This is a genomic window from Pseudoalteromonas sp. AWM4_233, assembly GCF_056158285.1.
Genome location: NZ_JBSWSZ010000001.1, coordinates 3,878,433 through 3,902,499, shown reverse-complemented (window position 1 = coordinate 3,902,499; position 24,067 = coordinate 3,878,433). Strand labels below are relative to the sequence as shown.

Sequence of the window (24,067 nt, the reverse complement as noted above, 5' to 3'; positions counted from 1 at the left end):
GTATAATTTCGATGTTTTAAGTAGAATTTATGAGCTGTTTTAGCTACTAAACTGCCAATTTAACTTTGATTGATACACACTTTCTTGCTCAAGCTCACTTTTCATAAGTGGGTGTTGAGCTAACCAGTCTTCAGAAAAGCTAATATTAAGTCTGTTTTTATCTGCTTTTACTTCAAAGGTAGGTAAAACATCATCTTTACGGCGCATAGATAAGATAACGGCTAGTCTAATTATGCGTACTAACTTTTCGGACAGTGCTTTATTAGCACCAAGATGTGAAAACAGTGCATCATTTAAATCGGCACGGTGACCTTTTAAAAGACTAACAATGACTTTCTTTTCTGCAGGCGAGTAACCCGGCATATCGGTGTTACTTAATATATAGGCGCTGTGCTGATGATATTGTTTGTAATCTATCAGCAAACCAATTTCGTGCAAGTGCGCTGTTGCACAAAGCAATACATTTACTTGCTGTAAATCTAGTTGCCAGGCATGCTGAAGTTGTTTTGCTATTAATAGGGCTACATCTGAAACGCGCTTAGCTTGCTCTTTGTCGGTATGAAAACGCAGCGCAAAGCTTTCAAGCGTTCTTTCACGAATATTAGAGTGGTGTAGATCTGAGATCATACTATAGAGTACACCTTCTCGAAGCGCGCCACCTGCCAATCCCATCTGCTGAATATTCAGCCCTTCAAATAATGCAATAAGAATTGCTAATCCAGATACAAATACCAAACGACGTTCTTCACTGAGACCTGGCAAAGAAAGTGTTGATACATTCTTATGCTTTATCGCTTCAGCTTTTATATGCTGCAGCTTTTCTAAAGAAAGCAGATCAGTTTGACCTGTCGCAGCTAAAATTTCTTGAATTGCTTGCACAGTACCAGATGCGCCAATAGCAAGTTCCCAACCAGTCTCTACATATTGAGACTTAATCGGCGCAATCACAGTATGTGCTGCAGCAATTGCTTGCTCAAAATTCTTCTCAGACAGTAAGCCATTTTGAAAATAACGTTCTAAGTAAGTCACACATCCCATGTCTAAGCTTTTATAGAGCAGCGCTTCAAACCCTTTGCCTATGACAACCTCAGTACTTGCACCGCCAATGTCGATTACCAATTGTTTACCTTGGCATGCAGAAGTATGTGCAACACCTTTATATATAGTGCGCGCTTCTAATTCTCCACTGATGATATTGATTTTGTGATTGAGGATTTTTTCGGCTTGGGTTTTGAATACTTGGGCATTGGTAGCAAGCCTCAGCGTTGCCGTTGCGACAATGCTGATATTTTGCTTCGGTATATCTTGCAACCTTTCGGCAAATAGTGCCAAACACTCCCAACCTCGTTGCATTGCATCAGAAGATAACGTGTTGTTTTCGTCTAAGCCTGCAGCTAGTCGAACTTTACGTTTAACTCGGCCGATGGTGTGAACACCACCGGCAATGTGTTTTGCAATCAACATATGAAAGCTATTAGAGCCTAAATCAATAACGGCAAAAACGTTATTATTATCTATATTTTTGGCCACTTTGTACCTCTAGCTGCAAGATCCCGCAATTACAACTTCTTAAGTGTTCGCTTTCGATTTATTGTAATTTGATTGACGTCGGTTGTTTCCCTTTCTTGGGCCAGAGTGATGACGTCTTCTCTGCGTATTCGGTTTAGGTAAATCTTCAATTAATGCTGTTTTATCATAATGAGACAGAGGAATCGAATGTTCTATGTACTCTTCAATCTCATGTAAGTTGTATGCATATTGTTCACACGCAAAACTAATTGCATGACCTGATGCACCAGCACGACCTGTACGACCAATTCTGTGTACATAGTCTTCACAGTCGTCCGGTAAATCAAAGTTGAACACATGACTTACTTCAGGGATATGTAGACCACGTGCAGCCACATCGGTTGCCACAAGAATATCTAAATCACCTTTAGTAAATTGTGCCAAAATTGACTGACGTTTCTTTTGATTTACATCACCTGTTAATAGACCAACACGATGTTTATCCGCTTTTAGCCAAGCATACACGTTTTCACAACTTTGCTTCGTATTTGCGAATACGATTGCTTTTTCAGGCCATTCTTCTTCTATTAATGTAAGAAGCAACGGGATTTTATCGTCATGAGATGAGTGGAATAACTCTTCTTGAATACGTTTACCTGTTTTTACATCTGGCTCAATTTGTACATGCTCTGGATTAGTCATGTGTTCAAAAGCCAATTCTTGCACGCGGTAAGATAAAGTCGCAGAGAAAAGTAGGTTTAATCTTTCTGCTGTCGGAGGCATACGATTAAATAGATAGCGAATATCTTTAATGAAGCCCAAATCAAACATACGATCTGCTTCATCAAGTACAACGACTTCGATTTCATTAAGGTTATAAGCACCTTGCTTATAGAAGTCGATTAAGCGGCCCGTAGTACCAATTAAAATATCGACACCTTTTTCGAGTTGCGCCCGTTGTTTTTCGTACTCTTCGCCACCATATACTAAACCTAAGTTTAGACCACAGTGTGGCGCAATAATTTTTGCATCTTTATGGATCTGAATCGCAAGCTCTCTCGTAGGAGCCATGATCAGCGCTCTTGGGTGCTTTCTGGATTGACCTTCTGTTTGCATTAAACGGTGGCAAGTGGCAGTTAAGAACGCCAATGTTTTGCCAGTACCGGTTTGTGCTTGACCAGCGATATCTCGCCCGTCACAGACAAAAGGTAAACACTTTGCTTGGATTGGCGTGCAATATTCAAAGCCATTCGCAGCTAAACCGGCGACCACTTCCGGCGCAATAGCAAAGTCAGAAAATTTTTTATTGGTCAAATGTGTCTTAGTCATAGCAATTAAGCATAACGTTTAAACTTGCAATAAGAAACAAGAGTGTTTAAATACGCAGTAAATAATTCGCCAATTTCTAACGGAGAACGCAATGAGCGACAAAATTATCCAGCTTACTGACGACAGCTTTGAAGCTGATGTAATTAAATCAGATCTACCTGTACTTGTAGACTTTTGGGCAGAATGGTGTGGCCCTTGTAAAATGATCGCGCCAATCTTAGACGAAGTTGCTGAAGAGTTTGCTGGTAAAGCAGTTATCGGTAAATTAAACATCGACCAAAACGCTGGTACGCCACCTAAGTTTGGTATTCGTGGTATTCCTACACTACTACTTTTCAAAGATGGTGCAGTAGCTGCGACTAAAGTTGGCGCGTTATCAAAGACTCAACTTGTTGAGTTCTTAAACGACAACATCTAAGTTTGTATATATACGCCTCGCCTTTGCTAGGCGTATATCCCACCTACCTGCCCATAGTTTTTTCGACTAAATTTGTTTAAAGACTGGACGACTAGCAAGCTAACTGCTAATTTATAAAGCCACTAACCTTTAGCTTTATCAAATCAACCTCTCATCACTGAGATGACAATTGTTATAAAGAACCCACCAATATGCATTTACGCGAATTAAAAGACAAGTCAATCAACGAACTTGTAAAACTAGCTGAGTCCATGGGACTTGAAAACGTAGCCCGTCTAAGAAAACAAGACATTATTTTTGCCATTCTAAAAGCACACGCTAAAAGCGGTGAAAACATTTATGGCGGCGGCGTTTTAGAAATTCTACAAGATGGCTTCGGCTTTTTACGTTCATCAGAAGCATCTTACCTAGCAGGTCCTGATGATATTTATGTTTCACCAAGTCAAATTCGACGCTTCAGCATGCGTACTGGTGACACAATTAGCGGTCTTATCCGTCCACCTAAAGATGGTGAGCGTTACTTCGCACTACTTAAAGTTAATGAAGTTAACTTCGATAGACCTGAAAACTCTCGTACTAAGATCTTATTTGAAAACTTAACGCCTATTCATGCGAATGAGCGTTTTGTGATGGAACGTGGTAACGGTAGTACAGAAGATATTACTGCTCGTGTTCTTGATTTAGCATCACCAATTGGTAAAGGTCAGCGTGCTCTAATTGTAGCTCCGCCGAAAGCGGGTAAAACAATGCTACTACAAAATATCGCGCAATCGATTACCTACAACAACCCAGATGCAACACTGATGGTGTTACTGATCGATGAGCGTCCGGAAGAAGTAACTGAGATGCAACGCCTTGTAAAAGGTGAAGTTGTTGCTTCAACGTTCGATGAGCCGGCAAGCCGTCACGTACAAGTTGCCGAAATGGTTATTGAAAAGGCAAAACGCCTAGTTGAGCACAAGAAAGACGTTATCATTCTACTTGATTCAATCACACGTTTAGCACGAGCTTACAACACCGTTATTCCATCATCTGGTAAGGTACTAACGGGTGGTGTTGATGCGAATGCACTACACAAACCTAAGCGTTTCTTCGGTGCTGCACGTAATGTTGAAGAAGGCGGTAGCTTAACGATTATCGCAACGGCACTTATAGATACTGGCTCTAAGATGGATGAAGTTATCTACGAAGAGTTTAAAGGTACGGGTAACATGGAATTACACCTAAACCGTAAGATTGCTGAAAAGCGTGTATTCCCAGCCATTGACTTCAACCGCTCAGGTACGCGTCGTGAAGAATTACTGACTAAAGCGGATGAGCTACAGAAAATGTGGATCTTGCGTAAAATTGTTCATGAAATGAGTGAAATCGACGCAATGGAATTCCTCATCGACAAGCTCTCAATGAGTAAAACAAACGACGAGTTCTTCGAGCTCATGCGTCGTAAGTAAATATCCTAAAAAAGCCTGCATAAGCAGGCTTTTTTGATCTTAATTTTTATCGCATTGTCCCAAATTTTTTACTATTCTAGTTATAGACTTACGTGCTTAGACAGGGAGCTGTTCAGTTTATGAAGCCCTTTCAATTAATTCGAAACTTTCTAATCCTCAACACCTTAGTGTTATTAGTCATGTTGCCATTGCTCTCTGTATCTTGGTCAACAACGGCCATTATTATCAGTGTACAAATCATCTTAGGTGCAGCTGCACTTTGGTATTCGAGCCAAAAAATATCGCAAGCTGAGCATTTACAGACTTTAGTCAATTCTATAAACCATGATGGACAAATTGATCTCACTTATCGCTTTGATGATAGTAAAGCCTCTACGCCACCAGCCTGTTTAGCGATTAATGCTAGCCTTGCCACCATAGAGCATATCATTGCTGAGGTTTATGTTTCTTCATCTCGCCTTTCACCTATGGCTGATGGACTCAGGGATACTTATGCATCAATGACACAAAAGGCGACGATTCAGCACGCTCATGGTGAAGATTTAGCAGACTCAATTAACCGTATGCTCGCTGTATCTCGAGAACTCGATGATAACTTAGAAAAGATTTACACTTCAGTGGAAGCGGCAACAGAAGCAGTCAAGAAAACGCGGGTTGATACAGATAAGAGCCAAGCAAGCTTAATGAGCTTAGCAAATAACATTGAAGAAACTAGTGAACAAATTGAAACGTTAAAAGTTGACTCTGATGCGATTAGTTCTGTTATTGACGTCATTAACTCTATTGCAGAGCAAACAAACCTATTGGCACTGAATGCAGCAATTGAAGCCGCGCGAGCAGGCGAACAAGGCCGAGGCTTTGCTGTTGTTGCAGATGAAGTCAGAAGTTTAGCCGCAAGAACCAGTCAATCGACCCAGCAAGTACGTGAAGTTGTGAGTAAAATCCAGGCTGGTACAGACAGTGCACACCAACTCATGCTCAACGCACTCGAAGAAACAAAGCAAACTGTGACGCTATCAGAAGCGTCTACTCGAGAAGTAGACCAAATCGAATCAGCTATGCTCAGCATAAACTCTATGTCTCACAGTATTCACGAGCAGGTAAAAGACCAAAAAGCCGTATCTGATGAGGCGCAGACAAGTATTGAGTCTATGGTTGAACTTAATTCAGATGCGCTTTCAAGCTCTAAGATACAAGCTGTATCTAGCAACGACCTAATCAGTCTTGCCCACAGCATTCACGATAAATTAGCAATTTTTAAAGTGGATGAAACAGCTTTTGAGCATGACGCCAGAACTGACCGGTCTCGACTACATACTGACACGAAAACGGCCAGTACTAAGGTTGAGACTCAGCAAGACTCAGGAGACATTGAGTTGTTCTGATAACTGAGCTTGCTGTAGTTCATCACACAAGATTAAATACCAATGCTGCAACCCATGAGAATCAACTTCTTGTGGGTTTTTTAATGCTTGCTCTATGTGCTTTGCCGTTTTGGCAATATCATCAAAGCCAAATGTTGAGGCTGCACCTGTAAGACGATGACACACAGCTCTCAACTCTAACCAATCTTGCTTTTGCCATAAATCGATAACCGTAAAGCGTTCTTGCTCAAGGCTTAATGCAAAACTTTCTATCAAATCACTAATATCAACGTGCATATCTTGCTCGTCTCCACCGCAGGCTTCTGCTAGAAAATCACTTAAAGCCAGGTGAAGTTTATCTCTATCAAGTGGTTTCCCTAGGTGACCTGCAAACCCAAGTTCAAGATAAGATTTAATTTCATGTTGCATGACATTCGCAGTAAGTGCAAAAATCGGCCCATCAAAACCTGCTTGTTGAAGTAACTTAAATGCTTCAAGACCATCAAGTAATGGCATTTGAATATCCATCAAGATTAGATCTGGGTATTCGCATAATGCTTTTTCTACTGCTACTTGGCCATTTTCGGCTGTGATAACCTCAACACCAAGCTGAGAGAGAATACGTTCGAATAACGCTCGATTATCATCATGATCTTCAGCAATCAATACTGTACCGCTTAGCTTAGATAATTGCGTAATCGGCCGAGCAGCTTTATGTACTAAAATTGAGTCAGATGCTGAGTCTAAACGTGCACAAGGGATCACAATGTAAAATTGGCTGCCTTGTTCAGGAATACTACTCACCTGAATGCTACCACCCATCATGGTCGATAATTGCTGAGATAAGCATAAACCCAATCCTGAGCCGCCAAAACGACGTGTTATGCTGTTATCCCCTTGCTGGAAGCAGTCAAATATATGCTGTAATTGCGTAGCATCCATCCCGATCCCCGTATCATTTACCGAAAACCGAACCCCGTTATTTTCTTGACTTACAACCAGCTCAACATGACCATATTCTGTAAACTTAACCGCATTACCAAGTAAGTTAATGAGCACCTGTTTAAGCCTGACATAATCTAAACGCACCACATATGGTGATGGAAGCTGATTCACTACGATGAAGTTTAACCCCTTTGCCTCACAGACATGCTGAAACATCTCAGTGACATCATCAAGCAACTGCTCTAGGGCAAACTCTGTAAACTCTAACTCAAAACGCTGTGCTTCGATTTTACTCAGGTCGAGTACATCACTCACAAGGTCTTTTAAGTGCTCCCCTTGCCTTTGAATGACTTGCAGAGGTTCCTGAATATGTTTGTCATGTTGGTATTCTTGTAACAGCGCTTCACTATTACCAATAATTGAAGTGAGAGGAGTTCGGATCTCGTGACTAATATTAGCTAAAAACTGGCTTTTAACTGTGTTAGCTTCACTTAGCTCATCTGCTAACTTTTGTAGCTCTGCTGTACGCTTAGCAACCTGTTGACTCAACTCAATATTGGCAGCACGCTCCATGCGTTTTCTATACATACTCACAACAGCTACTATACCTGTGATCAACAGTAAAATTGCAAGCCAAGTCAATTGTTCACGCTGCTCACTCTGTAACTTTTGTACAGCTTGTTGTTGTTTGAGAAGTGCAATTTCTTGGTTTAACTCATTGGCTTCAATTTGACTTTGATACTCATTTAAACGAGCTATTAGGCTATCGTTAACGAGTTTACGTTGTAACTTTCTATGCTCATGAAAGCTACTTAGTGACGCTTTGGTATAACCTAAGTTTGCTAAAATAATAGATTGTATAGCAAGGTTCTCGCTGACGCGTAATTGATCGCCTTGTGACTTTGCAATCTCTATCGACTCATTAATACTCTCAAGCGCTGATTCAAAATCACCTTCATGAATTTGTACCCTAGCCAAAGAAGGCAACGCCTCCATTCGCCCGACTTTCAAATTTAATTTTTCGGCATGATAAAGCGCATTTTTTACTTCTTGGCGGGCACTTTCCATATCACCCAAAGACACACTTAACTTCGCTAAATTGCTATATTCAAATGTAAGATGCCTTGAAGAGTCAATTTTCTCGTAATAGTCTATCGCAGCCTTAAAACTGGCACGCGCAAGCTCATTTTCATTAGTATCAACATAGATAACCCCTAAGTTTGCCTGTGCAAGCGCAACGCCATACTCGTCATTTAACAAATTAAAAGCGCTAATTGCTCGAAATAACATATCTTTCGCTGTCTCGAACCTAAACTGACGAACATATACCCCAGACAGATTAAGTAAAATATCAGCTTTATCTTGATCACTGCCATGAAGCTCATACAGTTTATGGGCTTCAACATAATGGCGAACAGAGCTTTCTAAGTCATGCGCTTTTAGAAAAGCCAACCCAAGATTATTATGCATATTCGCAAGCTCTAATGGCTTATGTCGTAACTTTGCGATATTGAGTGCAGTTTGATAGTTTTCGATTGCCTCAGCGTACTCACCTTGATAGTAAGCACTGATCCCCAACATTTTGAATGCAAGGAAATGCGTATCACTCACCTGATCATGTGATGTTGCCTCTGCTAGCTGATTGAAATAGATGTCAGCATCGCGCAATTTTTCGCGCTTGATCGCCTCTCTTCCCAACTCTTTTAAAAGTCCACTGTACGCATCTACATCATCCGCATTCAGCTTCGCTAATTTATCAGCTTCTAATGTAAAGGCCGACCAATCATTTATTTCTTTCAGCTTTTCTATTTCTGCAGAAAGTGCAGGGGGAATTGTAGAAGATGATGCGATGAAAGATGTACTCAACACACTGGCGACAAATAATGTGGAAGCGAGTATTTTCCGCAATGGCTGGTTTAACATCCTTGCCCTCATTGCCTAACAAAAAATAAACATGGTATGGTGAAGATACACCAACAAACCCTGAGGGACAATGTTGCGGCCGCTTCTAGATGAAATTTTTTCAGTGCTGAGTAATGGTGCACACTTTAAGGTGCATACGCTGGCAGCTCATTTGCAAGCTGTTGAATTGCTTCAGCAACTTGACGACGACCCCAATCAAGATTTATTCAAGCGTAACTTTGTGCTGATGAATAGCTTATATACTTTGCAGACTGAGTTAATTGAAGACGATATCTACTTACATATAGATAGCATGGATATTTACCTTGCAGACAAAGGCCAAGCCCCTGAATTAAACACACCTCTCAGCACTTATTATTTAGATTGGCAGAACTACCAAACAGATAATGAAGAAATAACATCATTGCTAGATTCTTTTTGGCAACGTTTTGCTCAAGGTTTTCATCATCCGCAGAATACACTGAGTAAATTTGACCTCGATGACTTGTGTGTGCAATGGCAGTTAACAAAGCCACTTGAAGAAAAAGCCATTCGCCGACGCTGGCGGCAATTGGCCATTCAGTACCATCCAGACAAAGGCAGTCATGACGATAGACGATTCAAGCAGTTGCAGAATGAGTATCAACAGCTGCTTGGACACATTAAATCAGTTTAATTGACGCGGCGTACTTGGTATTTCTTACCTTTGATTTTGTTATCTCGCAGCTTTCTAAAAGCCGGTTTACTTGCTTCGCGCTTCACAGCAACAAACGATTGGTTTTCAAACACATTGATCTTACCGATTTGCGAAAAGCCAATGCCCTCATCGCCCGTTAAACAACCGACTATGTCACCAGCGCGTAGCTTTTGCTTTTTGCCACCGTCAATATAGAGGGTTTGCATTTCTGGTTTATAAGGTGGTTTATCTAATAGGCTCAGCGAAGGTAAAACCGCAGGTTCAAATTCACGATCATATAGCTGTTCTATTTGCTTAACTCTGAACGCCTCTTTTTCACCAAAAATAGAACACGCCAGGCCTTTTTTATCACCACGACCTGTTCGGCCCACCCGGTGAACATGGGTTTTAGGGTCGAGTGCGAGATGATAGTTAATCACCATGTCCATATCATCAATATCCAAGCCTCGCGCCGCAACATCAGTCGCCACTAAAATAGAAGCGCTCTTATTGACAAAACGCATCAACATCATGGCACGCTCTTGCTGAGCTAAGTCGCCATGTAGTGCCGAAGCATAAAAACCGGCCTCTTTTAATTCTTCAAATAAGCGCTTAGCTTCCACCTTGGTATTACAAAACACCACACAACTTTTTGGTTGATGCTTCATCAGAAGTAGTCGCAGTGTATTAAAACGCAGCTTGTTATTACTGAGCTTATAAAAAGTTTGTTTGATGCTTTTATTGATCCCCACTTCTTCAACTTTAACTTGCTGTGGGTTGCGCATCAGTTGCGCAGAAAGTGATTCAATATTTTTGGGATAGGTTGCACTAAATAAGAGGCTTTGACGCTCAGGTGGTAAATAAGCAACGATGTTTTCTATCGCATCAGTAAAACCCATATCGAGCATTTGGTCGGCTTCATCGAGCACTAAGGTGTTTACTTGCGTTAAGTCGAGCGTGCCCTTAAACAAGTGATCTTCAAGACGCCCTGGCGTACCAACAATAATATGTGCCCCATGTTCAAGAGAGCTTATTTGCGGCCCAATTGGCACACCACCACACAGGGTTAGAATTTTAACGTTTGCTGTGCCACTGGCTAGCTTTCTAATTTCTGTCGCTACTTGATCTGCAAGCTCGCGTGTTGGACAAAGCACTAAGCCTTGTACATGCATACTCGATACATCGAGTTTAGATAACACACCAAGCGCAAACGCCAGCGTTTTACCTGATCCTGTTTTCGCTTGTGCAATCACATCTTGTTGGTCGAGGATCAGTGGCAAGCTTTGCGCCTGAACCTCTGTCATCTGTTTAAACCCTAATTGCGCAATGGTCTCAAGTAATGCGGGTGATAAAGCCAATGTGTTAAATTGCATGATGCTTATCGTCTCTCTAACAAAACTAATTTAATGGCTTAGTTTACCAGTAAATGCGCTCGACCACACATCTACAGCATGGTTATTGAGCTTCAAAATCAAACCGCTCAGAGTTTCAGCACATGACTAGATTATGAACTTATGGCAGACTGAAGTTTTAATCGGTACAGGGAAGCTGTTATGCAAACCATTTTTCAAAAGTCTCTTTTTTACTTCCACGATCAAACAGACAAACTCTACAAACATCACCATCGCACTTTGTTTGTTATTGCACTAATTGTGATTGCTTACTTTGCTTACAGCATTTTTGAAAACAAGCAACAACAGGCTGAGTTTTTATCAGCACCTAAAGTTGATGATGTACTTATCTTAGATATGGGTCATCTGATTAAAGACCGTAAATACCAAACCCAATATCGTGTTGCACAGGTACTCACTGTAGAAGAAGACTCTATCACCCTAAAACAAGGCAGTTACACTTACCGTAAAAAACGCGGTGCAGAGCGTGCCATTAAACTAGACAGCTTAATGCTCAATAACTATTTCCGCCCGGCACTCATTAGCTTTAAAAAATCAGAACTGGCAGCGCTTTATGACCAGGGAGCAATCGACGAAATATTCCGCCCAACAGACATCTATGTGATGGGGGGGATCGTCAGACATAGAGCGGCTCCTGAACATGTGCCACATAAACTTAAGGTCTCATTTAATCAATTTAACCAAGAAGGTGTGCGAGCCTATTTAGAAAGAGACTTCGAAGAAGCTAGAAAACTTTTCACACAGGCCGCAGAGCAAGGTTATGACTATGGACAATTCAACCTCGCCGATATGCTTGAGTATGGAGAAGGCGGTGATGTTGATTTAGCAGGCGCGTATAAATGGTATAAAAGCGCAGCAGAACAAAACAACTACAAAGCTAAAGCTGCACTTGAGTCTTTTTGTGAAAAACACAAGGCTATGTGCCGATAGGCCTATTTTAACCTGAGCTCAGATTATTTTACCTGAGTATACTCAAGTAAAAAGCTTTCAAATGCCGCTGCTTGCAGCGGCTTACTATGAAGATACCCCTGCGTATAATCACAACCTAATTCATTCAATAGCCACAATTGCTCGTCTGTCTCTACCCCCTCTGCAACCACTTTAAGGTTTAGATTACTTGCCATCGAGATAATCGCTTTAACCATTTCATGGTCATCCTGATCATCTGGTAGGTCTCGTACAAACTCTCTATCAATCTTAAGCTTCGAAAGCGGGAAGCGCTTTAAATAGCTTAAAGAAGAATAACCCGTACCAAAATCATCTATAGCCAGTTCAACCCCCATGGCTCTAAGTGCCTTAAGCTGCAATAAAATACTTTCTGAATTATCGACAAGCACAGTTTCAGTGATCTCAATGGTTAGGTATCTCGCGTCCAGTCCCGTTTGCTCTAATACCTTTTTAACCAATTCCACCACACTTTGACGCTTAAACTGGGTACTAGAAACATTCACGGCAATAAAGAAAGGTTTATCACATTGCTGCTGCCACGCTTTGGCTTGTGAACAAGCTTGATACATCACCCACTCACCAATAGAGATAATCAAACCAAGTTCTTCACAAATCGGGATAAAATCTGCGGGGGATACCGAGCCGAGGGCTTTGTTTTCCCAACGTAATAAGGCTTCACAGCCCACTTTATCATCATCACGAGAGAGAATTGGTTGATAAGCGAGGTGAAACTCATTATTTACAAGCGCCTTGTGCAACGCGCCTTCTAATTGACTGCGTGCTTTTGCATGCTCATGCATGGCCGAAGTGTAAAATTGAAAGCAGTTTCGTCCCAACTCTTTGGCTTTGTACATGGCATTATCGGCATTGCGCAGCAACACCTTGGTATCATCGCCATCTTCTGGGTAAAAAGTAATTCCCATACTCCCCGAAGCAAATACTTCATGGCCTTCTAACTCATAAGGCTCATGCAAAGTTTCAAGAATTTGAGTTGCGATTTGCTCAACTTTGGTGATTGAATCTACATCAGGCAGCAGCAATGCAAACTCATCTCCCCCTAAACGAGCTACGGTGTCAGAGTTTCTGGTGCACTCTTCTAATCTTCTTGCCGCTTCAATAAGCATTAAGTCACCAATATGATGACCGAGCGTGTCGTTTACTGCCTTGAACCTATCTAAATCAATGAAACACACAGCCAAACGGCTTTTATCTTTTTTGGCCTTTTGCAGCGCATTTTCAAACTTTTCTCGGTAATTTCTGCGATTCGCCAAACTGGTTAAGGTATCAAAGTTGGCTTGTTGCCACATCATATGTTCGTGGTGCTTACGCGAGGTAATGTCATTAAACAAAGCGACATGCATTTCGATTTCGCCTTGTTGATCGAATACCGCGGAGACCTGTAGCCAACAAGGGAATACTTCGCCACTTTTACGACGATTCCAGACCTCTCCTTCCCAATGACCTCGTTGGCTTAAAGTGTCGTACATTTGCGAGAAAAAAGCTGGCCCATGATGGCCTGAATTTAAAATCGCAGGCGACTGCCCTAGTACTTGTTCTTGAGTAAATCCAGTGATCTCCGTAAATGCCCTATTTACCATTTGGATCTGGTTATGTTTATCAGAAACCAACACCCCTTCACTGGTTGTTGCAAACACGGTACTAGCTAAGCGCTGCTCACGCTCAATGGCTAGTTGCGCAGTGATATCTTGCAACATATATAAATCACCAAGCGATTTATCAGCGTTATTCACCGCTTGCTTATCAACTGTAAAAAAGCGCCATTCACCTTTGACTTTCAAACGGTGCTCAGAACTACCATAGGGCTGTTCTGCCCAATCTACATTACTAAAGAAAACATCGCCTAACGCTCTACCAACAATAGAGTCACGACTCTCAATATCTTGAAAAACCTGCTGGTTAGCATCAAGTACGGTGCCTGAACGAGACGTGAAAAGTAAGTAGCCCTCTATGGCATCAAAAATAGATGATAGACGCGCCCCTTGAGACTCTGCTTTACGCTTGGCATTTTTAAGCTTAATAAAAAAGCGCCCCAAAATGAGCAAAGAGCCAATGAGTAACACGATAACGACAAAAGACAGCAGCAATTGCATTCGACTTGCTTGCTGAATGGCGTCGGTTTGTATTTCAACTTGTTGCTCTAGATTGGCTTGGTAATGCCAAAGCGATTCTTGTAAAGCACGCTGCTCACTAATGTCAGCGATCACAGATAAGAGCTGTTGCTGACCGTGTTCGTCGGTAAAAGGTGCAGAGTGAACACTCACAGTACGGATTTCACCGTTAGCCAGTTGATGTCTAAAGATAAAGTAATTACGCCCTTCAGTTGCGGCGATAGCACGCTCGTTAGCAACTTGTTCTGGCGTGAGTTGGTTGATATTCTGAATAAATTGCTGCTCAAGTTCACCCGCTTGATAGCCATAAAATTGATCTGCGGCAGCATTCGCTGCAACGATGGCGCCTGTAGAAGGTGTGATAACAAGCATCACTGCACTATGCTGTTCAAATACAGCTTCTGGTAAGTGATCAGCGCCAACATTCAGACTCAAGCTGAGTAAGGCACACAACAATATCGCTTTAAGTCGCTTCAAAACTTCCACTCACAAATCACACAACACATTCGACTATAATCTAATCCGCAATCCTTGAACATAGTTCACTTTACTGCTTTTGTGCAAAATCAAACAAAATGACGTTTACCTTCGTATACCTTACTGAACTTAAGATGTGATGCCATTTTCGCCACATCTTGATATACTTCGCGACAATGAAAAGTGCCCTATGCCAACGATGAAATACAAAGACTTAAGAGACTTTATTGCGCGCTTAGAAGAACAAGGTGAACTTGTTCGGGTTAAGCAGCCTATCTCTACCAAGCTAGAGATGACCGAAATAGCCGATCGCACCTTACGTGCTGGCGGCCCTGCGATTTTATTTGAGAACCCAGAGGGGTTTGATATTCCTGTTTTAGCCAACTTATTTGGTACACCAAAACGTGTTGCGATGGGCATGGGTCAAACCGATGTCAGCGAACTACGTGAAGTAGGTAAGTTATTGGCTTTCTTAAAAGAGCCAGAGCCACCAAAAGGCATTAAAGAAGCTTTAGGACAAATTCCGGTGTTTAAGCAAGTGCTTAATATGCCTGCCAAAGAAGTGCGCAAAGCACCTTGTCAGCAAGTGGTATTAAGTGGTGATGACGTCGACTTAACCAAGCTGCCTATTCAACATTGTTGGCCAGGTGATGCAGCACCACTGATCACATGGGGCTTAACGGTTACCAAGGGGCCATATAAGAAGCGCCAGAACTTAGGTATTTACCGTCAACAGTTATTAGGAAAGAATAAAATCATCATGCGCTGGTTATCACACCGTGGTGGTGCACTTGATTATCAAGAGTGGTGTAAAGAACACCCGGGCGAACCTTACCCGGTATCAGTTGCGCTAGGCGCTGATCCGGCGACGATTTTAGGCGCAGTAACTCCGGTGCCAGATACCTTAAGTGAATATGCATTTGCCGGTTTGCTGCGCGGTTCAAAAACTGAAGTCGTTAAGTCTGTTTCTAACGACCTACAAGTACCGGCCACTGCCGAGATTGTACTTGAAGGCTATATTGAACAAGGTGAGATGGCACCTGAAGGGCCTTATGGTGACCACACGGGTTATTACAACGAAGTGGATGACTTCCCAGTGATGACCGTCACACACATTACCCATCGTGAGAACCCAATTTATCACAGCACTTATACAGGTCGTCCGCCCGATGAGCCAGCCATTTTAGGCGTGGCACTTAATGAAGTATTTGTGCCTATTTTACAAAAGCAATTCCCAGAAATTGTCGACTTTTATTTACCACCTGAAGGCTGTTCATATCGTATGGCCGTGGTCACCATGAAGAAACAGTATCCGGGTCATGCGAAACGTGTGATGATGGGCGTTTGGTCATTCTTACGTCAATTCATGTACACCAAGTTTGTTATTGTCTGTGACGATGACGTCAACGCGCGAGATTGGAATGATGTCATTTGGGCCATTACTACACGTATGGACCCTGCTCGTGACACCACCATGATCGAAAATACCCCGATTGATTACCTCGACTTTGCCTCTCCGGTGTCAGGTCTTGGCTCAAAAATGGGAATGGATGCCACCAATAAATGGCCAGGTGAAACCGACCGAGAATGGGGTGAACCCATTGTGATGGATGAATCAATCAAGCAACGAGTAGATGAAATTTGGGACTCGTTAAACATTATGTCTCTTAATAAATAAACGCTGCACGCGTCGTGAAAGGTTTAATAATGCAAGTGTTAAATGCAGAAGTAGTAAGTATTACCCCCCTAACAGAGTTTGTTTACAAGGTAGAGCTAAAACCAAGCGAGCCTGCAGAGTTTAAAGCAGGTCATTACCTTCAATTAGTGCTTGGCGAGAAAGACAAGCGCGCTTTTTCAATCGCCAGTCGCCCGAGCCAAAAAGAATTACTAGAGCTTCATATTGGTGCTTCTGAAGAAAACAGCTATGCCATGCAAGCGCTTGATCATTTACGTGAGCACCACGCAAATGGCACACAAGCAATCGTAGAGGTGGGCTTAGGCATTTCTGAGTTACGTACCGAATCACAATTACCTATCGTGTTATTAGCGGGCGGTACAGGTTTTAGCTATGTAAAATCAATGGCCGATCATTTAGCTGAAATTGACTCAGACCGTCAGGTACATTTTTACTGGGGTGTACGCGACGAATCAGCGTTATATGCAGCAGAAGAGATGCAAGCTTGGGCCGCGAAAAAGCCAAACTTCACGTTCGTGCCTGTCGTTGATAATGCCAGCGACAACTGGGCAGGTCACACAGGTTTTGTTCACAAGGCGGTATTAAAAGATTTCGACTCGCTAGCAGCCTACGAAATCTACATGGCTGGTCGCTTTGACATGATTGGTCCAGTGCGCGATGACTTTATCGACCACGGTGCAATTCGCGAAAACATGTATGCAGATGCCTTTGCGTACATTAAATAACGTAACTTCATAATAAAAAACGCCAGCATATTTGCTGGCGTTTTTTATTATGCTTAATCTAGGCTAAAGGAAACCTCTACTTGGGTTCTTTCGGGGTTCATTTCACCAGTTTTCAGATAATAGGCAGTTTCGTTAACTGTACGCTCTAGCATAAAAGATGCAAGCTGAGCTTTCAAATGCGCATTTTGAACATCTAACTTTAAATCCTTCAGTAAACTTTGTTTATCAGTCGTTACTGAAAACTCTTTGAGAAACTTATTAAAGGAGCTTGGACCTATAAGCTCTGATGCTGCCTGCGCATCATAGGTTGCTTTATAACTTGATGAAATAGTCACTAACAGTTTCACAGGCACTTCTTTTAGTTCATCTCTTAGTAGTGCAAACTCCCACACACTAGAGTTAGTGTCTAAATATGCTATGGCTAGTTTGTTATTATCTGCAGTCTGATCTAATTTCAGTAACTTTTCGATAACTGGAAGTGTTTCTTCATAGATTTCTATAGCACTCTGAAGCTTTTCTAAATTACTCTCCATTTCATAATGTGTTTTTTCAAGAATGACATGCGCATACTTTTCTTCTTGATAATTTTGAAACCACTCATTTATCACCAGAGCGATTAACACGCCCAGTGTCACTATCGTCAGCTCAAAAGTGACTTTACTTAAGCTTGCTCTTAATTTTTCTTTCATATCCGTTGAACCTTTACTACAAGTAACGATTTTCATCTTACCGCTTTGATAGACATAAGAAAACGGCAAAGTTTATAACAGAGTCCAAATCGAATTGTCCTGCTGCCAGCTAATAAAACCCTACTGACACTCCCTGACATGACGCTGTGATTTACTTATCTACGTCAACCAACAACAGTCAATACGGAGATAATTATGTCTAATAATGCCATTGAAATCGTGCAATTCAAGTTGCAAGAAAACGCAGATCTTGCTCAGTTCGAAGCAGCAAACACCGCTTTCCAAAGCTTCATTGATCAACAACCAGGTGTGCTCTACCGCTCACTTGCAAAATTAGCAGATGCCCACAGCTATGTTGATGTGGTGTATTTTGAAACCATGGCTGATGCCAAGCGCATTGGTGATGCCTTTATGGAAAACCCAATTTGTCAGCAGTTCGCGCAACTGATTGAGAAAGACACGGTGAGATTAGAGCGCTACAATGCAGTGAGTCAGACACCTTGTGAACAAAGTGCCTAACACTCTAGTCATCAAGTAAAACAAAAAGGACAATGGTGTGCATAAATCTGAGCGGTTATTTCAACTGGTCAACATTCTAAAGAGTCGTCGACTCGCGACCCGAGCGTGTGACTTGGCAACGCGTTTGAATGTGTCAGAGCGCACCATTTATCGTGACATCCAACATCTTCAAAGCTCTGGTGTGCCCATTGAAGGCGAAGCTGGCATTGGTTATCTCATTAGTGACTATGATTTACCACCTATGATGTTCACGATGGACGAACTACAAGCGCTATTGCTTGGCAGTAAAATGGTCAGCGCATGGACAGATCCTGACTTAGCCGAAAAAGCACAAAGCGCCATCACAAAAATAGAAGCTGTACTGCCCGCACAGTTAAAACAACAAACAACCGATCAGCCTTATTTAGTCTCAGGCTGGAGCCATAACGCCGAGCATCAATCGTTTACTTATACCCTACGTCAAGGTATCGAACAAAAACGCTGTGTAGATTTACATTATAGCGATGCCAAACAAGCGCTCACTTCGCGCACTGTTGAACCGCTGGGGTTAGTCTATTGGGGTGGTAAATGGACACTGGTTGCATATTGCCAACTCAGGGCTGATTATCGAGAATTTAGATTAGATAGAATTCAAGGTGCAACCCTACTAGACGGAGGCTTTAGCCTGCACGAAACTAAAAATCTTGACCACTATGTGGCACTTATCAGGGAGAAATATGGTGATTGTTAGAGCAAAAGATCTTGAGCAGCCTCAAGACCTTTAAATTAGAGGTTATATGCAATAATTAACCGTCCAGCATACAGGGTAGCTATGGCAAACAATCGGATTACTTGGTCCCGGACCATTTGCAGCACCACCTACTTGTGGTGTTAGCTCACTTGGCAATGCTTGCTTGTCTTTACTTAAGCTTTTTACGGCTTTCTTATTTAGTTTTAATTTCATGCTTATATTCCTTATCATGTTAATACCCGTTGTGGGTAAACAAAACATACACCTAAGCACACCAATTGCACACTGAATAAAATTCAACCAAAATAAGATTACCAACCTAGTTCAATAAAAACAATCAAACCAATCTAAACAACCCATTTTACCAATCTCAATTTATTGCTGATACTAATCTCAACCAACAGGAGAACCGTATTATGCAATCAATTAAAGACATTATGACCAGCCAATTCCCGGCTATTTATGCACGCACAGAATTAACGGACATTATTAAACAACTGCAAAGCCATGGACTATTTGGCGCGCCCGTAGTCGATGCACAAAAGCAGTTAATTGGTTTTATCTCTGAACAACAACTGCTAAATCCACTGTTACAAAACAGCTATTTTTGTGACGGTCAGATCACCGCACAAGACTTGATGAGCAAAGAGGTTTTAGCACTAAAAAGTAGCATGTTGGTGGTCGATTTAGCCACACAAATGCAGGGAGATAAGCCGAAAATTTATCCTGTAATAGAAGACAATAAAGTGATTGGATTAGTGACGCGCTCACGCGTTATCAATGCGCTTAAGCAAGCTTATTTAAGCTGTGCAAAAGCTTCATAAGTTAACCTTAGCTATGAATAAACTAGAATAGACGATAACCATTTGGGTGTTACCGTCTATTAATCTTTATAGAGATAGTAGCAGATTAACCCGCTTTTTTCGCCAGTAAGGCTTGCTTGTCTGAATCACTTAAGAATGCGATTTCAAGCGCATTTTCTTGGGCTTTTTTCACATCACCAGCGGTTAAACCCGCTACTTTTGAGGCTTCAATAAACTCATGTTGTAGTTCAATACCTTGTACTGCTGGGTCATCGGTATTAATACATGCCGCAATGCCGTGATCTAAGAACTGTTTAAGAGGGTGCTTGGTTAAATCAGCCACGGTACTTGTTTGAATGTTACTGGTTAAGCAAGATTCAATACCAATACGGTTATCACGTAAGTAATCCATCAGTTTTGGATCTTCAATTGATTTCACACCATGACCAATACGCGTTGCGCCTAGCTCTTGAATCGCCTGCCACACACTTGATGCGCCTTCAGCTTCACCTGCATGAATGGTTACACCTAAATACGCATCGCGAACTTGCTTAAAGTGATCAACAAATAATTCGCCGGGGAAGCCAAGCTCATCACCCGCCAAGTCAACGGCTGCCATGTCGTTTTTGAATGCTAAGATTGCATCTAGCTCATGCTGACACTTTTCTACACCGAAAGTGCGCGACATAATGCCGATCAGGTTAACCTTGATATCACGATTAGCGGTTGCCGACTTAATGCCATCAACTACGGCTTCTACAACACCTTGTGGGTGTAAGTTATGACTTTGCGCCATGTAATATGGGCTGAACCTTAATTCGGTGTAATCAATGTTTTGTGCAATGGCATCTTCTACGTTTTCTATCGCAATACGACGACACGCATCGTAGTCACCCAATACCTTCACACCCCAGTCTAGCTTTTGTAAAAACGCCACAAGATTGGGTTCAGTGCTCTGCACTTGAACATGTGGTAATAAGCCTTCTAAGTCATTGGCCGGAAGCGTTAAATTAAATTGCCTACCTAACTCCAAAATAGTGTTAGCACGCACATTGCCATCTAAGTGGCGGTGTAAGTCTAATAACGGGAATTTCTTATCGAACATAAATACCAATCCTCTATCAATCGTGACCTACTCAGAAGACTTATCGCACGGCTTCTAAGACTCGCTTCAAAAAGGCCTTATGTGGAATCGCAATACACACTCAGGTTTTAAGTAACATTTACTTTTTGAAGATAAAATTTTCCAGATCATACGCATGTAGCGATTATGATCAAGGACAGGTGTCCTCCAGAACGAGCTCATTCGACCTCTTTTGATAAAAAAGCCCCAGCTACATAACTATAGCTGGGGCTCAATCTGTGTCTAATTTTCTAAATAACCAAAGCTCAGGTTAAATAGTTAGCGTTATTTTGCGGCCAATAATAAATAAGCTTTTTGGAACTGCTGGGTTTGCTCATAACTGTTTAGAACCGGTTTTAAATGGGTTCTATCGAGCTCTGTTAGCTGACAATTGTCGAATACTTTCGCAGCCAATTCATACTCACCTGCCGCGTTGGCTAGACAACCCATGGCAAATAACAATTGCGGTTGCTCAGGGTGTTTTTTCAATGCATCTTGCAGTGATGAACGCAATTTAACATCTGGGTTTTTGGCATGCACAACCACATCAGCAAAGGCTTGATACTGACCTTTCTTGAGCCATTTTTGTAATGTCGGCAGTAAGTTTTGCCATTGACCGGCACTGGCTTGCGATTGCATATAAAGTGCTTCGCTTTGCACTTTTAATGCTTTAGGTAGCTGCTCAAATTGGCCAGTCGCCTGCTCTGCGTTCGCAGTAAACCAACGTGCCATAAATGCCTGCCATTGTGCTTGCGACCAATCTAAACGCTTGTAATACTGATTGATCGCCGTCGCTAATTCAGCGTGTTTTTCAGCCTGTAGTAATCCAGCCAAATAACTACTCACCGCAGCCTGCGTTGGTTTTTTCTCTGCCATTGGCGCATCTAACAGAGCCAAAGCTTGCTCATTCTGATTGGCATCTAGCCACAGTTTAGGCACCTTGCTCTGCGCAGCATCACTGATATTTTGTAAATGCGCCAGTGCTTGTGCTTTATTGCCTTGCTGTAATGCAGCTTTTGCCAGTAAAGCTTGCTGCGCGTCTTGCCACTCTTCAGGCGCTTGTCCTTTATTGAACGTACTTTGCACTACAGCCGCATCATCATTGATGCTTGCCCATAAACCTTGCTGCCACACTTGCTGTGCTTTAAGTGCTTTTTTACCACGCCAAAAACCCGTGGTTTTGCCATACATGCGTAGCAATGTTTTTAATAATTTAAGCACTAGCCACAACGCAATAAAGCCCAGCACAAACATGATCACAAAAGCGACGATGGTACCTTCGATTGTGGTGTTATTAAATGCGATAAGCACATAGCCTTTTTCATCTATTAAAAGATGGCCTGCAGCTAATGCTGCAGCGACAAGGGCAAATGCTAAAATTGCTCTTATCATGGCGCAACCTCTTCAGCTAACCAGCTCTTCAATACTTGCTCAGAACTTAACTGCACTTTACGACTAAACTGAAGCGGCTGCTGTTGTAACTCAATCAGTGCGGATTGCATGGCTTTAACTTCAGCCTTATCCGCTGCGAAATAAGCCTCAAGGTGTTGCTGTGCTTGTTTTAATGCGGTGAAGAATACACTTGCTTGTTTATCCATTAGCGCTGTTTGCGCTTGTGATAAATAGCCGCGTAATTGTGCTTTTAATAATTGCTGCTCTTGGGCATCCAGTAGCGGATCTATCACTGTCACATCACGTTCACGGATCTTAATAAAATCATCCACCAGCCCTTGCCATGATCTCTTCAAATTAGTTTGCCAGTCGCTGACCTCTGTTGATAGTTCAGCTGGCGCTTGCTGACGAGTCTCTGGTAACTGCAAAGTGACTAATGGCAACGCATCAACCTGATTCAATAAGCCATGTAATTCTAAATAAATGCTTTCCACCGCAGGTTGTGGCTGCGCGTTGAGTAAAGCTATGTCATCAGCCAATGCTTTTAATACTTCCGTGTTGTTGCTCTGTGCTAACAACACATCGTGTACACGCTTTAATACGGCTGCACCGCCTTGGTAATCTTGCTCTGCGGCCACTTTAAAAACCGCTAAGCGATGTAAGTAAACCGCTTCATTGATTGCCGCGCCACTGAGCTGTTGATCCGCTTGGCGTAACTTGCTGTCTAACTGTGCTGCAAAGCTCTCTTGAAGCTGCGCTGCTTGCGATGACAAAGACTGGTTCACTGCTTGTGACAAACGTGATTGCTCACTTTGCAGAGCTGCTAAATTCTGTTGTGACTGTTTGAGTTCATTTTTTAAGGCGCTATTTTCGGTTTTTAAGGCATCTAACGCCGCGTAAGTTTTGTCGCTGATCTGCTGTCCGTGGACAATTAAACCGGTTGTCATGACACCCGTTGCCGTTGCTATCAACAAGGCTAATACGCCCACTTTACTGATCTTTTGCTTCATCGGTTTGGTCTCTGGCACGCTCGGTTTTTCACTCGCAGCGGTTGGTTGTTTTTGTTCTTCACTCATGGTGCTTACCTGCTGTTTTTGAGACGACTTAATGCAACTGAACACGACATCATCACTGGCACCGTCGGCAAGGTAAATCTGCGTCTCAGCAATTTGGTACTCTTGTTGTAAATAATCACAGCTACGTTGACTGACAAGATAAAAATCTCGTTGCTTTAACCAGTCCAAATGTTGTTCTGATTGTGTGTTAAAAACAGCATCAATCGCAGCATTACTGCTCAGCACTATAGCGGTTATCTGTTGCTCACGCCAGTGGTCTAACCAGCTATCAGCGGTTTCTTCTAACGCTGCACGTTCATATACAACACATTGATTTAGAATAGCACCGCGTGATTTACAGGTTGTTGCTATTAGCGTGCGACCACCTTTTCCTTTGACAAGCACGCATTGTTTTGCGTCTAAATCTTGTAATGCTTTTAAGGCCAATAAGCCTTCGGAATCTTGTTGCTCTGGAAAGTCTGCTTTGCGAGAAAAATGTGTTTCTATGGCCTGTGCGGTTTGCTCACCCACTGCAAATAGTTTGGCATGGGCTGGTAAAGTTGGATATTGCTCAGCGAGAGACTGCACCGCATCTTGCGAAATGAAAATAATGACATCAGCATTATCGAGTGGCGCAAGCTGCTGGGCGTCCAGTGTTATCGAGGTAAGCGATAACACTGGGGTATGAAGATATGCAATCTGATGCTGCTTGAGTTGCGCCTTAAGCTGCTCACCTTTACCACTTGGCCGTGTGATTGCAATCTTTGTCATATTA

At 42.2% G+C, this 24,067-nt stretch carries 20 protein-coding genes; 10 read left to right on the top strand and 10 right to left on the bottom strand.

Features of this window, described 5'->3' with window-relative positions; all coding sequences use genetic code 11:
* Positions 1-39: 39 nt before the first annotated feature.
* Both gppA and rhlB read right to left on the bottom strand, forming a co-directional pair.
* Positions 40-1,530 (bottom strand): guanosine-5'-triphosphate,3'-diphosphate diphosphatase, encoded by a 1,491-nt coding sequence (gppA, locus tag ACXAC4_RS17735; protein ID WP_475163998.1) that lies wholly within the window; start codon positions 1,528-1,530, stop codon positions 40-42.
* Between the two features lie 39 nt (positions 1,531-1,569).
* Positions 1,570-2,838: an ATP-dependent RNA helicase RhlB gene (rhlB, locus tag ACXAC4_RS17730; protein ID WP_138484703.1), complete on the bottom strand. Its 1,269-nt coding sequence runs from the start codon at positions 2,836-2,838 to the stop codon at positions 1,570-1,572.
* A 91-nt stretch (positions 2,839-2,929) separates the two neighbouring features.
* Here rhlB and trxA point away from each other — a divergent pair, with 91 nt between their 5' ends.
* The 3 genes from trxA (at position 2,930) to ACXAC4_RS17715 (ending at position 6,092) form a co-directional block, all read left to right on the top strand.
* Entirely contained in the window at positions 2,930-3,256 is a 327-nt protein-coding gene (gene trxA, locus ACXAC4_RS17725; protein ID WP_058028399.1) for a thioredoxin TrxA, read from the top strand.
* Between the two features lie 191 nt (positions 3,257-3,447).
* Complete coding sequence (gene rho / locus ACXAC4_RS17720) at positions 3,448-4,707, top strand: transcription termination factor Rho (protein WP_058028397.1); 1,260 nt, start codon at positions 3,448-3,450, stop codon at positions 4,705-4,707.
* Positions 4,708-4,826: 119 nt separating this feature from the next.
* Positions 4,827-6,092, top strand: coding sequence for a methyl-accepting chemotaxis protein (locus ACXAC4_RS17715; RefSeq protein WP_475163994.1), 1,266 nt, complete (start codon positions 4,827-4,829; stop codon positions 6,090-6,092).
* On the opposite strand, the gene ACXAC4_RS17710 is transcribed toward ACXAC4_RS17715, so the two are convergent.
* The gene (locus ACXAC4_RS17710; RefSeq protein ID WP_475163992.1) at positions 6,069-8,939 is read right to left on the bottom strand and encodes an ATP-binding protein; all 2,871 of its coding nucleotides are present in this window, start codon (positions 8,937-8,939) and stop codon (positions 6,069-6,071) included. The genes ACXAC4_RS17715 and ACXAC4_RS17710 overlap by 24 nt on opposite strands.
* Before the next feature lie 70 nt (positions 8,940-9,009).
* On the opposite strand from ACXAC4_RS17710, the gene ACXAC4_RS17705 reads away from it, so the two are divergent.
* Positions 9,010-9,594: a DNA-J related domain-containing protein gene (locus ACXAC4_RS17705; protein WP_475163989.1), complete on the top strand. Its 585-nt coding sequence runs from the start codon at positions 9,010-9,012 to the stop codon at positions 9,592-9,594.
* Here the strand turns inward: ACXAC4_RS17705 and dbpA are convergent.
* Positions 9,591-10,976: an ATP-dependent RNA helicase DbpA gene (dbpA, locus tag ACXAC4_RS17700; protein WP_475164189.1), complete on the bottom strand. Its 1,386-nt coding sequence runs from the start codon at positions 10,974-10,976 to the stop codon at positions 9,591-9,593. The two genes, ACXAC4_RS17705 and dbpA, sit on opposite strands and share 4 nt — an antisense overlap.
* A gap of 171 nt (positions 10,977-11,147) precedes the next feature.
* Here dbpA and ACXAC4_RS17695 point away from each other — a divergent pair, with 171 nt between their 5' ends.
* Positions 11,148-11,936, top strand: a complete 789-nt coding sequence (locus ACXAC4_RS17695; protein WP_475163987.1) for a tetratricopeptide repeat protein — start codon at positions 11,148-11,150, stop codon at positions 11,934-11,936.
* A 23-nt stretch (positions 11,937-11,959) separates the two neighbouring features.
* On the opposite strand, the gene ACXAC4_RS17690 is transcribed toward ACXAC4_RS17695, so the two are convergent.
* Positions 11,960-14,560 carry a sensor domain-containing protein gene (locus tag ACXAC4_RS17690; RefSeq protein ID WP_475163985.1) on the bottom strand — a complete coding sequence of 867 codons (2,601 nt, stop codon included), beginning with the start codon at positions 14,558-14,560 and terminating at the stop codon, positions 11,960-11,962.
* A gap of 199 nt (positions 14,561-14,759) precedes the next feature.
* Here ACXAC4_RS17690 and ubiD point away from each other — a divergent pair, with 199 nt between their 5' ends.
* Entirely contained in the window at positions 14,760-16,238 is a 1,479-nt protein-coding gene (gene ubiD / locus ACXAC4_RS17685) for a 4-hydroxy-3-polyprenylbenzoate decarboxylase (protein WP_475164185.1), read from the top strand.
* Positions 16,239-16,267: 29 nt separating this feature from the next.
* A complete protein-coding gene (gene fre, locus ACXAC4_RS17680; RefSeq protein ID WP_475163984.1) occupies positions 16,268-16,981 on the top strand; it encodes an NAD(P)H-flavin reductase in 714 nt (237 codons plus the stop codon).
* 53 nt (positions 16,982-17,034) lie between these two features.
* On the opposite strand, the gene ACXAC4_RS17675 is transcribed toward fre, so the two are convergent.
* On the bottom strand, positions 17,035-17,706 hold the full coding sequence (locus ACXAC4_RS17675) for a hypothetical protein (RefSeq protein ID WP_475163983.1): 672 nt from the start codon (positions 17,704-17,706) through the stop codon (positions 17,035-17,037).
* Positions 17,707-17,865: 159 nt separating this feature from the next.
* Here ACXAC4_RS17675 and ACXAC4_RS17670 point away from each other — a divergent pair, with 159 nt between their 5' ends.
* Both ACXAC4_RS17670 and ACXAC4_RS17665 read left to right on the top strand, forming a co-directional pair.
* Positions 17,866-18,189 (top strand): hypothetical protein, encoded by a 324-nt coding sequence (locus ACXAC4_RS17670; RefSeq protein WP_475163981.1) that lies wholly within the window; start codon positions 17,866-17,868, stop codon positions 18,187-18,189.
* Positions 18,190-18,226: 37 nt separating this feature from the next.
* Positions 18,227-18,919, top strand: a complete 693-nt coding sequence (locus ACXAC4_RS17665; RefSeq protein ID WP_475163979.1) for a helix-turn-helix transcriptional regulator — start codon at positions 18,227-18,229, stop codon at positions 18,917-18,919.
* A 42-nt stretch (positions 18,920-18,961) separates the two neighbouring features.
* Here ACXAC4_RS17665 and ACXAC4_RS17660 read toward each other — a convergent pair whose 3' ends face one another.
* Positions 18,962-19,132 carry a hypothetical protein gene (locus tag ACXAC4_RS17660; RefSeq protein WP_475163978.1) on the bottom strand — a complete coding sequence of 57 codons (171 nt, stop codon included), beginning with the start codon at positions 19,130-19,132 and terminating at the stop codon, positions 18,962-18,964.
* A 203-nt stretch (positions 19,133-19,335) separates the two neighbouring features.
* Between ACXAC4_RS17660 and ACXAC4_RS17655 the strand changes: the two genes are divergently transcribed.
* Positions 19,336-19,743 carry a CBS domain-containing protein gene (locus ACXAC4_RS17655; RefSeq protein WP_475163975.1) on the top strand — a complete coding sequence of 136 codons (408 nt, stop codon included), beginning with the start codon at positions 19,336-19,338 and terminating at the stop codon, positions 19,741-19,743.
* Between the two features lie 85 nt (positions 19,744-19,828).
* Here the strand turns inward: ACXAC4_RS17655 and add are convergent, their stop codons facing one another.
* The 3 genes from add to ACXAC4_RS17640 all read right to left on the bottom strand — a co-directional run bounded on the left by add (position 19,829) and on the right by ACXAC4_RS17640 (position 24,063).
* The gene (gene add / locus ACXAC4_RS17650) at positions 19,829-20,827 is read right to left on the bottom strand and encodes an adenosine deaminase (RefSeq protein ID WP_475163970.1); all 999 of its coding nucleotides are present in this window, start codon (positions 20,825-20,827) and stop codon (positions 19,829-19,831) included.
* A gap of 303 nt (positions 20,828-21,130) precedes the next feature.
* The gene (locus ACXAC4_RS17645) at positions 21,131-22,237 is read right to left on the bottom strand and encodes a heme biosynthesis HemY N-terminal domain-containing protein (RefSeq protein ID WP_475163969.1); all 1,107 of its coding nucleotides are present in this window, start codon (positions 22,235-22,237) and stop codon (positions 21,131-21,133) included.
* Complete coding sequence (locus ACXAC4_RS17640; RefSeq protein ID WP_475163967.1) at positions 22,234-24,063, bottom strand: uroporphyrinogen-III C-methyltransferase; 1,830 nt, start codon at positions 24,061-24,063, stop codon at positions 22,234-22,236. Before ACXAC4_RS17640 ends, ACXAC4_RS17645 begins: the two co-directional genes overlap by 4 nt.
* Positions 24,064-24,067: the final 4 nt, after the last annotated feature.

Coding starts and splice junctions, on each gene's coding strand:
- ACXAC4_RS17715 (WP_475163994.1), top strand. CDS start 4,827: ATGAAGCCCTTTCAATTAATTCGAAACTTTCTAATCCTCAACACCTTA.
- rhlB (WP_138484703.1), bottom strand. CDS start 2,838: ATGACTAAGACACATTTGACCAATAAAAAATTTTCTGACTTTGCTATT.
- rho (WP_058028397.1), top strand. CDS start 3,448: ATGCATTTACGCGAATTAAAAGACAAGTCAATCAACGAACTTGTAAAA.
- ACXAC4_RS17675 (WP_475163983.1), bottom strand. CDS start 17,706: ATGAAAATCGTTACTTGTAGTAAAGGTTCAACGGATATGAAAGAAAAA.
- ACXAC4_RS17655 (WP_475163975.1), top strand. CDS start 19,336: ATGCAATCAATTAAAGACATTATGACCAGCCAATTCCCGGCTATTTAT.
- ACXAC4_RS17640 (WP_475163967.1), bottom strand. CDS start 24,063: ATGACAAAGATTGCAATCACACGGCCAAGTGGTAAAGGTGAGCAGCTT.
- ubiD (WP_475164185.1), top strand. CDS start 14,760: ATGAAATACAAAGACTTAAGAGACTTTATTGCGCGCTTAGAAGAACAA.
- ACXAC4_RS17710 (WP_475163992.1), bottom strand. CDS start 8,939: ATGTTAAACCAGCCATTGCGGAAAATACTCGCTTCCACATTATTTGTC.
- ACXAC4_RS17660 (WP_475163978.1), bottom strand. CDS start 19,132: ATGAAATTAAAACTAAATAAGAAAGCCGTAAAAAGCTTAAGTAAAGAC.
- ACXAC4_RS17705 (WP_475163989.1), top strand. CDS start 9,010: ATGTTGCGGCCGCTTCTAGATGAAATTTTTTCAGTGCTGAGTAATGGT.
- add (WP_475163970.1), bottom strand. CDS start 20,827: ATGTTCGATAAGAAATTCCCGTTATTAGACTTACACCGCCACTTAGAT.
- ACXAC4_RS17695 (WP_475163987.1), top strand. CDS start 11,148: ATGCAAACCATTTTTCAAAAGTCTCTTTTTTACTTCCACGATCAAACA.
- ACXAC4_RS17645 (WP_475163969.1), bottom strand. CDS start 22,237: ATGATAAGAGCAATTTTAGCATTTGCCCTTGTCGCTGCAGCATTAGCT.
- trxA (WP_058028399.1), top strand. CDS start 2,930: ATGAGCGACAAAATTATCCAGCTTACTGACGACAGCTTTGAAGCTGAT.
- fre (WP_475163984.1), top strand. CDS start 16,268: ATGCAAGTGTTAAATGCAGAAGTAGTAAGTATTACCCCCCTAACAGAG.
- ACXAC4_RS17670 (WP_475163981.1), top strand. CDS start 17,866: ATGTCTAATAATGCCATTGAAATCGTGCAATTCAAGTTGCAAGAAAAC.